Here is a 14,698-nt window from a genome sequence, read left to right on the forward strand (position 1 = left end):
ACATATATATTTGCAATGAAAAGAATAGGTATTATAAATAAAAATAGATTATTTTTGAATATAAAATAGATTAAAAATCTATCAAAAATAAGCTATTTTTCTTCTATAAAGATTATGTTTTTATAGTTTTAAGCATACTTATTATTATATAAAAGTTATATTAATATGTTTTGAAAATACCGTTTCCCTTTAAATATTTTAGAACAATATGTATAAAGTTTTATAATTAATAACTTTTGATAAGCATGTGCTTTTATATTTCCCTACATTTAGTACTTTAAAGCATATAAGTTATAGCGTATAAAACATATTGTCATATATTATAGTAAAGAAACTATTTTGTCGGATACACCTTTCTTTTATAGCTCATTGAATTACAATCTTTTAAACAGTTTTAGCAGACTAATAAGATATAAAAATATAAAACTATTAATCTTTTCATGTCTTTTTATTAACTTTGCAAAGATGAACAAGACAATTATAGAAAAACTTCCCTTATTGGGTAAGACTCTTTTTGAGCTAAAGCAAATAGCTAAAGATCTTGGTTTACCTGCCTTTGCGGGTAAACAAATAGCAGAATGGCTATATATAAAGCATATTAAGAGTATTGATGAGATGACTAACATATCGAAAGCTAATCGTGAGAAGCTTTCAAAGGTATATACTATTGGCTGTAAAGCTCCCATAGATGCACAATACTCAAAAGATGGTACAATAAAATATCTTTTCCCTACGGAAGAAGATAAATTTGTAGAGACAGTTTATATCCCTGATAACGACCGTGCTACGCTATGTGTTTCATCACAAGTAGGTTGTAAAATGAATTGCTTATTTTGTCAAACTGGGAAGCAAGGATTTGAAGGAAACTTATCGGTAACAGATATTCTTAATCAAATTTATTCATTACCTGAGCGAGAAAAGCTAACAAATATAGTTTTCATGGGTCAAGGTGAGCCTATGAACAATATAGACAATGTGTTACGTACTACTGAGATTATGACAGCAGAGTATGCATATGCATGGTCGCCTAAACGTATAACGGTAAGTAGTGTAGGAGTAAAAAACAAATTAAAAAGATTCTTAGACGAGAGCCAGTGTCAGGTAGCTATAAGCATGCATTCTCCTTTAGAGGAACAGCGAAAGGAGTTGATGCCTGCAGAGCGAGCTATGAGCATAAAAGAGGTAATAAATCTTTTACATAATTATGATTTTTCGCACCAGCGTAGATTGTCTTTTGAATATATTGTTTTTGGTGGGAAGAATGATAGTTTAGAACATGCTAAAGCTATAATAAATCTTGTAAAAGGATTAGAGTGCAGGGTTAATCTCATTAGGTTTCATCAAATACCAAATGTTCCTTTAAAGGGGTCTGATATTTCTACAATGGAACATTTTCGTGATTACTTAACAAGGCATGGTGTTTTTACAACTATTCGTGCCAGCAGAGGACAGGATATTTTTGCAGCATGTGGTCTGCTTTCTACGGCAAAGAAGAAAGAAAATGTATAAAAATATTTATTACTTTTGTCTACTCCCCATTATATTATTTGCTTTTTTAGGGTGTAAAGATATAGCAAGTAGACCTAAAAGTGTAGGTAAACCATATGAGGTATTAGTTGTGGGCGATGTGAATAATATTGTATATAATGCCCTATCTGTGCCTACACCGGGATTGCTCCAGGCTGAACCCATGGTAGATGTAATAAAAGCTAAAAAATTATCTGTGAGTAATAATAACTTTCGTACAATAGTAGTAGTACAGATAAAGAAGATAACTAAAAAAGGTATACCTTCAATCTGCTTAATAGAAAAAGATAATGAGTTCGTAGACAACCAATTAGTTATTTATATTAAAGCAGAAGATGAGGCTGTATTAAAAAGAATAATGCCAGAAGTTCTCATAAAAATTCTTCAAAAAGAGATTATGCGAGAGCAACAAAATCTCATTCAAAAACCTAATAATAAGGCGGAAGCATTAGTACTGAAACTTTTTAGGAAACAAATAAGTTTACCAACAGAGCTCACAGAAAGCAAAGTGGGAAAAGACTTTTTGTGGTTATCTAATAATGCTTCAGAAGGAATGATGAATATTTGTCTTTATTATATTAATGAAAAAAAGTTTCAAGCACAGCATGATAGTGTTATGCAACAAAACATTCAAGGAACTCAGAAAGGTGATTATCTTGCCCTTGCTAATATATCAAGTAAAACTATAAGCAAACATACAGGTAACATAACAATACGAGGAACATGGCAGATGAAGAAAGATGCAATGGGAGGAAGTTTTGTTACTTACTTATTACCAAAGGTCAGAAAGCAAGATAAATGTTTAGCAGTAGAGGCTTTCCTTTTTGCTCCAGAAAAAGAAAAACGTAATCGTATGCGTCGACTGGAAGCTGCCTTATATACGTTACACTGAAAATTCTTATGATAAAAAACATATTAAACACTTACCAACTCATATTACAGAATGGAAAATAACAAAAAACTACGCGTTGCGATAACCCATGGTGATACTAATGGGACTGGTTATGAACTTATTTTTAAAACTTTTGCAGAACCAGGCATGTTAGACCTTTGTACGCCCATTGTTTATGGATCGCCCAAAGTAGCTACTTATCACCGCAATGCTTTAAATATAGAGGCTAATTTTACTATCATTAATGATGCCACAGAAATGGCAGAAAACAAAGTTAATCTATTACCAATATTAGAAGAGGAGGTAAAAGTAGACCTTGGAGAAGCATCTGAAGAATCGGGTAATGCAGGCTTAGTAGCAATAGATCGTGCTTTAGAAGATTATAAAAAAGGTCTGTTTGATGTTCTTGTAACATGTCCGTTAGATAATAATTATAAATTTCATTTTAGCGGGCAAAGTCGTTATATAAACGATCATCTTGGTATAATGACAGAAGGTTTGACTATATTAGTAAATGAAGGCTTGCGTATAGCTTTAGCTACACGCAACTTACCTTTAAAGGACGTATGCGAATGTTTGACAAAGAATGTTATCGTAAAGCAAGCCACTCTTCTTCATAACTGTCTAAAACGCGACTTTCGTGTATCATGTCCTCGAATAGCCTTGCTGGGAGTAAATCCTAAAGCAGGAGATAGCGGATTATTAGGTTCAGAAGAAGTAGATATTATACAGCCAGCCATAGAAGAGTTAGCAAGTAATGGGATACAAGCTTTTGGAGCTTATCCTTCTGATACTTTCTTTGGCAATGGTGATTATGAACAGTTTGATGGTATTCTTGCAATGTATTACGAACAAGCATTTACACCTTTTCATATTATTCCTGCTACTAATGGAATAAACTATACAGCAGGATTATCTTTAATACGTACAGCTCCTGATATGCCTAATAATTTGTCGCAAGCAGGTAAAAATATAGTAAAAATAGATGCTTTTCGAAATGCTATTTATACAGCTATTGATATTTATCGTAATCGTTCTAATTATGATGAACCTTTTGCTAATCCTTTACCTAAGCTTTATAAAGAGCGTAAAGAAGAAGGCGAGAAAGTACGTTTTGCTATAAAACGCAATGATAATATGCCTAAAGAGTAAGATATAAAGTTAAGCAGAAATTAAGTCGGTGTCTTTTCCGAGACTTAATTTCTGCCATATTATAATATATATGTATGCTTATATCGTATATGAAATGGTGCTTTTCTAATTTTATTTTTCCATATCATATACTACTTGCATGAGCTTTTTACCTAAATCATCAGCTTCTTCCATAGTTTTTGCTTCGCTATAAACACGTATGATAGGTTCCGTGTTAGATTTTCTAAGATGTACCCACGATTCAGGGAAATCGAGCTTTATGCCGTCAATATCAGTAATAGCTACATCTGTATTATTACAATAAAGCTCTTTTATCTTATTAAGGATAGCATCTATATCAGTACCTTTAGTAAGATCTATACGATTCTTTGCCATAAAGTATTTTGGATAAGTATCACGTAGTTCACTCACTTTCATACCTTTTTGAGCTAATAATGTTAAGAATAAGGCTATACCTACAAGAGCATCACGCCCATAGTGAGACTCTGGGTATATTACTCCACCATTTCCTTCTCCACCTATAACAGCATTTACCTCCTTCATTTTAGTAGTAACATTTACTTCTCCTACGGCAGAAGGATAATATTTACCACCATGTTTTTCAGTAACATCGCGTAAAGCACGTGTAGAACTTAAATTACTTACAGTGTTGCCTTTCGTATTATCGAGAATGTAATCGGCTACAGCTACAAGAGTATATTCTTCACCAAACATCTTACCATCTTCCTGAATGAAAGCTAAACGGTCAACATCAGGGTCTACCACTATTCCAAGATCATAACCTCCTTTTGATAATTCATTCATTATGCTGGTGAGATTTTTCTCTATTGGCTCAGGATTGTGTGCAAAGTCGCCATTAGCTTTGCCATTAATAAAAGTGTAATCGACGCCTAATCTATCAAGTAGCTGAGGTAAAATCACACCACCTACAGAGTTTATTGAGTCTACTACAACTCTAAACTTACTCTTCTTTATAGCATCAACATCTACTAAATTGAGGTCTAATACAGCCTCAACGTGTCGTTCATCGAAAGTATCATCATCACGATAAGATCCTAAGGCATCAACACCAGCATAGTCGAAATCTTCAGATTCTGCAATACTTAATACTTCAGCACCCTCTTTAGCTGTAAGAAATTCCCCCTCATTATTTAATAATTTCAAAGCATTCCATTGACGAGGATTATGTGATGCTGTAATTATAATACCTCCATCAGCCTCCGACATACGAACAGCCAATTCTGTTGTTGGGGTAGTAGCTAAGCCTATATTAATTACATCAGCTCCCATACCCATTAAAGTGCCACATACAATGTTTTTTACCATCTTGCCTGATATGCGAGCATCACGACCTACAACTATCTTTAGCTTTTTATTTGGGTGTTTACGACCAATAAAAGTGGTATAAGCTGTAGTAAACTTTACTATGTCTAAAGGGTTTAAGGTATCGCCAACATGACCTCCTATAGTGCCACGGATACCTGAAATTGATTTTATTAAAGTCATAATAGTTTTTTATACTTAAATATTTCTTATTCTAATCCTCTTTGGAAAGTTATATCATACATACAAGGATAAACATCATGAGTGGCATTTGCTTGACCTTGCTGTGATGGGACTATAAGCCTAACATGGGCTAACTTAGAGCTTGAATGGATTAATCTTCCAATCTTTAAATAAGGTATAGGCACTAACCAGCCGCTTGGTACTGACGTGCTGCCATAAACAGTAGCCATAAGACTTGAAGCATTATTAAAAGAAGCTGTGTACGTACCTTTAAAGTTGGTTAAAGAGATTTTATCTACAACACTACTCCATAGCAATGTATTGTTTGATAATTGTATAGTGCCTGTTAATATATTATATTCCGAAAATCGTATAAGTATGCGTGCAGTCTCTCCACTTTTTATAAAATCGCCTGTACCTTTTTCCCTAATCTGCATATAAACACCGCTATTAGGAAACAAAACATATTGATTTTTTATAGTGTCTGTAGTGTTATTCTGGCTAGCAAATTGCTCTTGGCTTATTACATTTATTTTATTTTTTATAATATAAGAATTTATAGCATTATTCTCGCGATCTAATTGATCAGCATAAGTTTCATGTTTGTTGCATGAAGATATTACTATAACACTTGCAGCTAATGCGCATAAGGAAAATATTTTTTTCATTCTTTTAATTATTAATATACCTTGCAAAGGTAAGAAAAGTAATTAAGAAAGCTATTTTATACTTTGATTTTATATCTTTTTTATTTTTTATTTAGCATAATATCTATTTGAAGTATATATAAGTGTGATGTATTTGTAGAAAAAGAGGGTAAAAGTTTTCTATTATAGCAGAAAAATCTTACTTTTGCCATAACATACTCGTAAACTAAATATCATATATAAAACAAATAATATATAACTATGAGTTTAAAAATTGTAGTACTTGCTAAACAAGTGCCAGATACACGTAATGTGGGAAAGGACGCAATGACAGCGGCAGGTACAGTTAATCGAGCAGCTCTTCCTGCTATTTTTAATCCAGAAGACTTAAATGCTTTAGAACAAGCATTAAGGTTAAAAGAACAAAATCCTGATTCTACGGTAGGTGTATTAACAATGGGGCCTCCACGTGCTGGTGAAATTATTCGTCAAAGTCTTTATAGAGGAGCAGACACAGGTTGGCTGCTTACCGACCGCAAGTTTGCGGGTGCCGACTCTTTAGCTACTTCTTATGCTTTATCTATGGCAATAAAAAAAATAGGAAATGTTGATATTGTCATTGGTGGACGTCAGGCTATAGATGGTGATACTGCACAGGTAGGACCTCAAGTAGCTCAAAAATTAGGATTAAATCAAGTAACATATGCAGAAGAGATAGTTAAAATAGAAAACGGAAAGGCTATTATTCGTCGTCATATTGATGGTGGGGTAGAAGTGGTAGAAGCTCCTTTACCTGTACTTATCACAGTAAATGGTTCTGCAGCACCAGCTCGTCCTTGTAATGTTAAGCGTATAATGAAATATAAGTATGCTACTTGTCCTATGGAGCGTACAGGTAAAGAGACGTGGCAATATCTTTATGATGAGCGTCCTTATTTAACACTTAATCAGTGGTCTGTGGCAGATGTTAATGGTGATGAGGCTCAATGTGGTTTAGCTGGTTCACCTACTATGGTAAAAGCTGTGCAGAATATTGTGTTTCAAGCAAAAGAGAGTAAAACGCTTAGTAGCTCAGATGAAGATATAGAAGGATTCATGAAAGAGTTATTAGAAGAAAAGATTATAGGCTAAAATAAGGCAAAGTAATGAATAATGTTTTTGTATATTGTGAGCTTGAAGGTACTACAGTACAGGAAGTTTCACTAGAATTATTAACTAAGGGAAGAAAACTTGCTAACGAACTTCAAGTAGAATTACATGCTATTGTAGCAGGCTCTGGTATAAAAGGTAAAGTAGAATCTCAAGTGCTTCCTTATGGTATAGACAAGTTATTTGTGTTTGATGATGAGCATTTGTTTCCCTATACATCTGCACCTCATACAGATATTTTGGTTAATATCTTTAAAGAAGAATCTCCACAGATATGCTTAATGGGGGCAACTGTTATTGGGCGAGACCTTGGACCACGTGTATCATCTTCACTAACAAGTGGGTTAACTGCCGACTGTACTCAGTTAGAGATAGGCCCATATGATGATAAGAAAGAAGGTAAACACTATGATAAGATATTATATCAGATACGTCCAGCTTTTGGAGGAAATATTGTAGCTACGATAGTTAATCCTAAGCATCGTCCTCAAATGGCTACAGTACGTTCTGGAGTAATGCAGAAAGCTATTTATAATGGTAAGGCAAAAAATGAGGTGGTCTATCCTGATGTAAACAAGTATGTTAGTAAGTTGAGTTATGCCGTAAAGGTGTTAGAACGTCATGTGGAAGCAGCTAAGCATAACTTAAAAGGATCTGCCATAGTTGTTGCTGGAGGCTATGGCGTAGGTTCTAAAGATAATTTTGAGTTATTATTCCAATTAGCAAAGGAGCTACATGGCGAAGTAGGTGCTAGTAGGGCAGCAGTAGATGCAGGCTGGATAGATAATGATCGTCAAATAGGTCAAACTGGTATTACTGTTCACCCTAAGGTTTATATAGCTTGTGGTATTTCTGGTCAGATACAACATATAGCAGGTATGCAGGAATCGGGTATTATCATTTCTATAAATAGTGATCCTGATGCACCTATTAATCAGATTGCTGATTATGTTATAAATGGTACTATAGAAGAAGTGGTACCTAAAATGATTAAGTATTATAAGCAAAATACAAAATAGAAAATAATTAAAGTCCCTGAGAAAGAGATTTTAAGTCAGCAATTTTAAAGAAAAAATTTGAAAAGATATAATTATGGCTAATTACTATACAGAACATCCAGAGATTGAGTTTCATCTCGATCATCCATTAATGAAGCGCATAGTTGAGCTTAAAGAGCGTAACTATGCCGATAAAGAAAAGTACGAAGAAGCACCTGTTTGCTATGAAGATGCTATTGAAAACTATAAGCGAATACTTGATGTTACTGGCGAAATAGCAGGTGAAACAATTGCACCTAACTCTGAAGAGGTAGACTTAGAAGGTCCGCACCTTATTGATAATCGTATGCATTATGCAAGCAAGACTCTTGAAAATCTTGAAGCTACCCGTAAAGCAGGTTTGTGGGGTGTTAGTATGCCGCGTCGTTATGGAGGATTAAATCTTCCTAATGTAGTTTTCTCAATGATGTCGGAAATGATATCTGCAGGTGATGGGGGATTTCAAAATATATGGTCATTACAGAGTTGTATTGATACCTTATATGAATTTGGAAATGAAGAGCAGCGACAGAAATATATACCACGTATCTGTGCAGGTGAAACAATGTCTATGGACTTAACAGAGCCTGATGCTGGTTCCGATCTTCAGCGTGTAATGTTAAAGGCAAGCTTCGATGAGAAAGAGAATTGTTGGCGCCTGAATGGTGTGAAACGTTTCATAACGAATGGTGATTCTGATATACATCTTGTACTTGCACGGTCAGAAGAGGGTACTAAAGATGGACGTGGTCTGTCTATGTTTATTTATGATAAGCGTAATGGTGGAGTTGATGTACGCCATATAGAGAATAAATTGGGTATACATGGATCACCTACATGTGAATTAGTTTATAAAAATGCTAAAGCAGAATTATGTGGTAATACACGTTTAGGTTTGATAAAATATGTCATGGCATTAATGAATGGTGCTCGATTAGGTATTGCTGCCCAATCTGTAGGTGTTAGTCAAGAAGCCTATAATGAAGCCTTAGCTTATGCTAAAGAACGTGCTCAGTTTGGTAAGAAAATAATAAATATGCCTCCTGTTTATGATATGCTATCTAGAATGAAAGCAAAGCTGGACGCTGGACGCTCACTACTATACCAAACTGCACGTTATGTGGATTTATATAAGGCTTTAGAAGATATTGCTCGCTTTGAGAAACTATCACCTGAGGAGCGTCAAGAAATGAAGAAATATACTCGTTTGGCAGATGCTTTTACTCCAATAGCAAAGGGTATGAACTCAGAATATGTTAATCAAAACACCTACGATAGCATATCTGTACATGGTGGTTCTGGTTTTATTATGGAGTATAAGTGTCAGCGTTTATATCGTGATGCACGTATTTTCTCTATTTATGAAGGCACTACCCAGTTGCAAGTTGTTGCAGCAAATAGATATGTTATGAATGGGACTTACTTAGGCATTATGCGTGAAATGCTTGCTGAACCAGTATCTAAAGATATGCAACCATTATCTAAGCGAATAGAGAAAATGGTAGAAGAATATGAATCATCTATCAACAAAGTGAAAGAAATGGAAAGTCAAGATGCACAAGATTTACTTGCACGTCGTCTTTATGATATTACAGCTGAGATAATTATGGCTTTGCTAATTATTGCCGATGCATCAAAAGCTCCAGAACTTTTTGCAAAGAGTGCACATATATTTGTACAAATGGCAGAAGAAAATATAACCGGAAAGATAGCTTATATTAATAATTTCAAAGTTACAGACCTTGTTAATTTTGAGCAAAAATAGAAAGGTAATAAGTTAACTCATTATTATTTTCTACCTTTTTATAAAATGAAAAAGGGGTGTATCATAATAGATATACCCCCTTTTATTTTTAGAAAATAATAAAAATTTTATAAGACTACTAAAAGAAAAGAAACTCTTTGAAACGCTCTTAAAATATCTCCTTTAGTATTTCTTTACAATTATTGATTTCAAATATACTATCAAAATTTATAAATAAAAACAGCTTATCCATTCATTGATAGTAAAAACTCATCATTATCTTTTGTGCGACGCATTAAGTTGTTAAGAGAATTCATAGCTTCAAGTGCTGTCATATCTGCTATATTTTTTCGTAGAATCCACATTCTATCAAGAGTAGTCTTATCTTGTAGCAAATCGTCGCGACGCGTACTAGAAGCAACAAGATTAACTGCAGGGAATATTCGCTTATTAGAAAGACTACGATCTAGCTGAAGCTCCATATTACCTGTGCCTTTAAACTCTTCAAAGATAACTTCATCCATTTTCGATCCAGTATCAATTAAAGCCGTTGCTATAATTGTTAATGAGCCGCCACCTTCTATATTACGTGCAGCACCAAAAAAGCGTTTAGGCTTTTGAAGAGCATTAGCATCAACACCACCTGTAAGAACTTTACCTGAAGCGGGTGCTACCGTATTATACGCACGAGCAAGACGCGTTATAGAATCAAGGAAAATAACAACATCATGTCCACATTCTACCATACGCTTAGCCTTTTCTAATACTAATCCTGCTATCTTTACATGACGTTCAGCTGGTTCGTCAAAGGTTGAAGCTATAACTTCTGCATTGACTGTTCGTGCCATATCGGTAACTTCTTCAGGTCGCTCATCTATAAGCAACATCATAAGATAAGCCTCAGGATGATTAGCAGCAATAGCATTAGCAATATCTTTCATAAGAATAGTTTTACCTGTTTTAGGTTGAGCTACTATTAATGCACGTTGGCCTTTACCAATAGGTGAAAACAAATCGACTATACGTGTCGATATATTCATCACATTAGGCTTTCCATTTAAATTAAATTTCTCATTTGGAAATAATGGAGTAAGGTGCTCAAAAGGTATTCTATCACGTACTTCTGCAGGATTTCTACCATTAATTTTATCAATACTTGTTAGTGGAAAATATTTTTCTCCATCATGAGGAGGACGAACATGACATTCTACTACATCTCCTGTCTTTAAGCCATATTGCCTAACTTGATTTGCAGAAATATATACATCATCTGGAGATGAAAGGTAATTATAATCACTTGAACGAAGAAAACCATATCCATCTGACAATACTTCTAAAACACCATTTGCTTTTACAATATCATTAAATTCGTATTGTACTATAGGCATAGCTGCTGGACGAGATATAATTGGATCATTAATAGAAGCTATAGGAGCTGTAGGCTGGTCGAACATGTCATAATTAGGTATAGCCCCTTGATCTTCTATAGGAATATCTAACACAGTTATAAAATCTGTTCCATCATTAGGATCACCTTCCCATACACTGTCATTAACAGAGCTTTCAGGAATCATCTCTTGATTCATACTATTATGAGCCTGCACCTTTTCTTGAAGTTTAGCAAGCAGACTATTCTCCTCTTCAGTCCACTCTTCATTATCAGCGACTTTCTCTACAGTATTAGAATCCTCTTCCATAGGATTTTCATGCTTATGTAAAGTTTGTTCTACCTCTTGTAAATCAGTAACTACTACTGATGTTTCTTGTGGATTAAATGCTTCTTTAGATGAAACTTTCGGTTCTTTCAAAGCAGCTTCTGCACGTGTAATAGTTTCTATTTCTGCCTTAGATTTACGTCCTCTATGTTTTGGCATAGATGCAAGAGCCTCGACAGGAGAAACTACCTCTTCTACTGAATTTGGCTTTTCTTCCGTTTCTGCCTCAGAAGATGAGGCTTGGGTGCTCTTCTTTGAGTCGAGATTTTCACCAGCTTTACCTTTAACAGAATAAACATGGTCAGTATCTTTTCGCGTAATTCTATTTCTCTTTCGCTTTGATTCTAAAGGATGAGCATTGCCAATCTCTTCTGCAACCTTATCTAATATTGCATATATAAGAGACTCTTTATCCTCATTTTTACTAAATGACACACCATTTTCTAATGCAATACTTTGCAATTCTTGGACATCTTTGTCCGATAATTCTTCTTTGCTTAACATAAATAAACTATGTGTAGGAAATACATTTAAAGAATAATTTTTGTTTCTAACGAATGGAAACAATAATTAAATGTTTTGATTTTGCAAAGTTATAATATTTATATCAGTTTTCCAAAAAATAATATATCTTTTTTATTTAGGGTAGATCTACTTTAAAAAGCAACTATAATATGTATTATAATTTTTTCTATTGGTGAGCAGTATATATGTGTAATATATATTAATATTTTGTTCTTTTAATAACTACTTTTAATTTGTATATTTTCCTTTTCCTATGCTGTGCTTTGTCTACCCATGACTGTCGTTTGTTTATATTAATGCGTTTTTATATATACCCACATTAACAAACTAAAAGTGATTTTTGTTATTTATATGCTAAAGCTTGTATAAAAAAAGATGTAAAAGACAAGTATTTTGTATCTTTGCGAAAACGAATATATTCTATAAGTATGGAAGAGAAATTCACTTTTACAGAGGAAGAAAAGCTTAAAGTAGCATCAATACTAAAGGATTTGCGTGAAATACTTGGAGAAAGTTTCCCAAGTCAAGATATGAAAAAAATTCAAACGCATATAAATAATTCTATTAGCAATAATGAGGTTAAACGTAATATGTTTAACCTTAATCCTATTTTATGTGCTTTACAAACTACACTTATCGCAACTAAGAATATTGGTTTAAAACGAGACTCTGTTTTAGCTATACTTTTATATAATAGTGTACAAGATAATTTCACAAGTATAGAAGATGTAAAGAAAGAGTATGGAGAAGGAGTCGCAAAGATAATACATGGCTTAAACAAAATACAAAATTTATATATTAAAAAACCTATAATAGAGAGTGAAAACTTTCGCAACCTATTGCTTTCATTTGCTGAAGACATGCGGGTTATACTTATCATGATAGCAGATAGAGTGAACCTAATGCGACAAATCAGAGACACTGCGAATATAGAAGCTCGAAATAAAGTAGCAGAAGAGGCTAACTATCTATATGCACCATTAGCTCATAAATTAGGATTATACCAGCTTAAAAGCGAATTGGAAGACCTTTCCCTAAAATATCTTGAACATGATGCTTACTATTATATAAAAGAAAAACTAAATGCTACAAAACAAGCACGAGATGCTTATATAAAAAATTTTATAGAACCTGTTCAAAGGAAATTATTAGATGCCGGATTACATTTTTATATAAAAGGTAGAACAAAGTCAATACACTCTATTTGGCAAAAAATGAAAAAACAAAAGTGTAACTTTGAAGGTATTTATGATCTTTTTGCTATACGCATTATACTTAATTCTCCTATAGAAAAAGAAAAAATGCAATGCTGGCAGACATATTCTATCATTACAGATATGTATCAACCTAATCCTAAGCGACTAAGAGATTGGCTTTCTGTACCAAAATCTAACGGATATGAAAGTTTACATATCACAGTTTTAGGACCTGCAGCTAAGTGGGTAGAAGTGCAGATACGTACAGAACGTATGGATGAAATAGCCGAACATGGATTAGCTGCTCACTGGAGATATAAAGGTATCAAAGCAGAAGGAGGACTTGATGATTGGTTAGCCTCTATACGTACAGCTCTCGAAGCTGGAAACAACTTAGAGGTAATGGATCAATTTAAATCCGACTTATATGAAAATGAAATTTATGTTTTCACCCCAAAAGGAGATCTTTTAAAGTTTCCTAAAGGTTCTACAGTGCTTGACTTTGCATACCACATTCATTCTCGTATAGGGAATCAATGCGTTGGAGGTAAAATAAATAGTAAGAATGTATCCTTACGTACAGAGTTACATAGTGGAGATACTGTAGAGATTCTTACAAGTACTAACCAAAAACCAAAACAAGAATGGCTGTCTATAGTTAGATCATCAAGAGCTAAAGCAAAAATTCGTTTAGCTATAAAAGAAACACAAGCTAAAGAAGGACTACTTGCCAAGGAATTATTAGAAAGAAGATTTAAAAATAAAAAAATAGAAATAGAGGAAGGTACTATGATGCAACTGTTAAAGAAATTAGGATTCAAAGAAGTGTCCGATTTCTATAAGCAGATAGCTGTAGGTAAACTTGATCCTAACAATGTTATTGAAGAATATCAGAAGGTATATAACCATGTTCACAACTTAAATCCGCCAAAAGAAGCTGAAAGTGCCGAAAACTATGCCTTTAACAATAAAACAGACGAAATTCTTAAAACAAATGATGATGTTTTAGTGATAGACCAAAATCTAAAAGGTATTGATTTTTCGTTAGCAAAATGTTGTCATCCTATATATGGTGATGAAGTTTTTGGATTTGTTACAGTAAATGGTGGCATCAAAATTCATAGAACAAACTGCCCCAATGCTACTGATCTACGTTCGCGTTTCGGATACCGAATAGTAAAAGCACGATGGAGTGGTAAGGGAATATCACAATATGCTATTACTCTACGAGTGATAGGTAATGACGATATAGGTATAGTAAGTAATATAATGAATATTATTTCAAAAGATGAAAAAATAACCTTGCGCTCTATCAATATTGATTCACATGATGGACTTTTTTCAGGGAACCTTGTTGTTATGCTTGATGACAACTCTCGCCTCAATCTTTTAATAAAGAAAATTAATACCGTAAAAGGCGTAAAGCAAGTTATAAGAATATAATAAACTAAAAAATTCTTTCTACTAAAAACGTTTATTAAGATTTTATCTTTAACATCAAGTAAAATAATTAATTCTGAATATTTTTTATATTATTATAAAATTGTTATAAGGGTATGCTAAAATAGGCATACCCTGTTTCATTATTTATAACTTATTTAAAAGCAG

10 protein-coding genes are annotated in these 14,698 nt (G+C 33.6%); 7 read left to right on the plus strand and 3 right to left on the minus strand.

All coding sequences use genetic code 11. From position 1 onward, the window contains the following. Positions 1 to 465 precede the first annotated feature (465 nt). Genes rlmN through HMPREF9018_RS03315 form a run of 3 tightly spaced genes read left to right on the plus strand, consistent with a single transcriptional unit; the run spans position 466 to position 3,571 of the window. Positions 466 to 1,509 (plus strand): dual-specificity RNA methyltransferase RlmN, encoded by a 1,044-nt coding sequence (gene rlmN, locus HMPREF9018_RS03305; protein ID WP_008448170.1) that lies wholly within the window; start codon positions 466 to 468, stop codon positions 1,507 to 1,509. Next, positions 1,502 to 2,419, plus strand: a complete 918-nt coding sequence (locus HMPREF9018_RS03310; protein ID WP_008448129.1) for a DUF4837 family protein — start codon at positions 1,502 to 1,504, stop codon at positions 2,417 to 2,419. The genes rlmN and HMPREF9018_RS03310 overlap by 8 nt, the downstream gene beginning before the upstream one ends. Positions 2,420 to 2,470: 51 nt before the next feature. After that, positions 2,471 to 3,571 (plus strand): PdxA family dehydrogenase, encoded by a 1,101-nt coding sequence (locus HMPREF9018_RS03315; RefSeq protein WP_008448166.1) that lies wholly within the window; start codon positions 2,471 to 2,473, stop codon positions 3,569 to 3,571. A gap of 111 nt (positions 3,572 to 3,682) precedes the next feature. Here the strand turns inward: HMPREF9018_RS03315 and glmM are convergent, their stop codons facing one another. Continuing rightward, a complete protein-coding gene (gene glmM / locus HMPREF9018_RS03320) occupies positions 3,683 to 5,077 on the minus strand; it encodes a phosphoglucosamine mutase (protein WP_008448136.1) in 1,395 nt (464 codons plus the stop codon). A 26-nt stretch (positions 5,078 to 5,103) separates the two neighbouring features. Continuing rightward, on the minus strand, positions 5,104 to 5,745 hold the full coding sequence (locus HMPREF9018_RS03325) for a DUF4827 domain-containing protein (protein ID WP_019036428.1): 642 nt from the start codon (positions 5,743 to 5,745) through the stop codon (positions 5,104 to 5,106). A 240-nt stretch (positions 5,746 to 5,985) separates the two neighbouring features. On the opposite strand from HMPREF9018_RS03325, the gene HMPREF9018_RS03330 reads away from it, so the two are divergent. The 3 genes from HMPREF9018_RS03330 (at position 5,986) to HMPREF9018_RS03340 (ending at position 9,675) form a co-directional block, all read left to right on the plus strand. Beyond that, the gene (locus tag HMPREF9018_RS03330; RefSeq protein WP_008448100.1) at positions 5,986 to 6,855 is read left to right on the plus strand and encodes an electron transfer flavoprotein subunit beta/FixA family protein; all 870 of its coding nucleotides are present in this window, start codon (positions 5,986 to 5,988) and stop codon (positions 6,853 to 6,855) included. Between the two features lie 14 nt (positions 6,856 to 6,869). Further along, on the plus strand, positions 6,870 to 7,892 hold the full coding sequence (locus tag HMPREF9018_RS03335; RefSeq protein ID WP_008448106.1) for an electron transfer flavoprotein subunit alpha/FixB family protein: 1,023 nt from the start codon (positions 6,870 to 6,872) through the stop codon (positions 7,890 to 7,892). A 73-nt stretch (positions 7,893 to 7,965) separates the two neighbouring features. Further along, positions 7,966 to 9,675, plus strand: coding sequence for an acyl-CoA dehydrogenase family protein (locus HMPREF9018_RS03340; protein WP_008448151.1), 1,710 nt, complete (start codon positions 7,966 to 7,968; stop codon positions 9,673 to 9,675). A 224-nt stretch (positions 9,676 to 9,899) separates the two neighbouring features. On the opposite strand, the gene rho is transcribed toward HMPREF9018_RS03340, so the two are convergent. Next, positions 9,900 to 11,873: a transcription termination factor Rho gene (rho, locus tag HMPREF9018_RS03345; protein WP_008448145.1), complete on the minus strand. Its 1,974-nt coding sequence runs from the start codon at positions 11,871 to 11,873 to the stop codon at positions 9,900 to 9,902. 449 nt (positions 11,874 to 12,322) lie between these two features. Here rho and HMPREF9018_RS03350 point away from each other — a divergent pair, with 449 nt between their 5' ends. Then, positions 12,323 to 14,533: a RelA/SpoT family protein gene (locus HMPREF9018_RS03350; protein WP_008448158.1), complete on the plus strand. Its 2,211-nt coding sequence runs from the start codon at positions 12,323 to 12,325 to the stop codon at positions 14,531 to 14,533. The last annotated feature ends 165 nt before the right edge of the window (positions 14,534 to 14,698 follow it).

This window comes from Prevotella amnii CRIS 21A-A, from assembly GCF_000177355.1.
Classification (GTDB): Bacteria; Bacteroidota; Bacteroidia; order Bacteroidales; family Bacteroidaceae; genus Prevotella; species Prevotella amnii.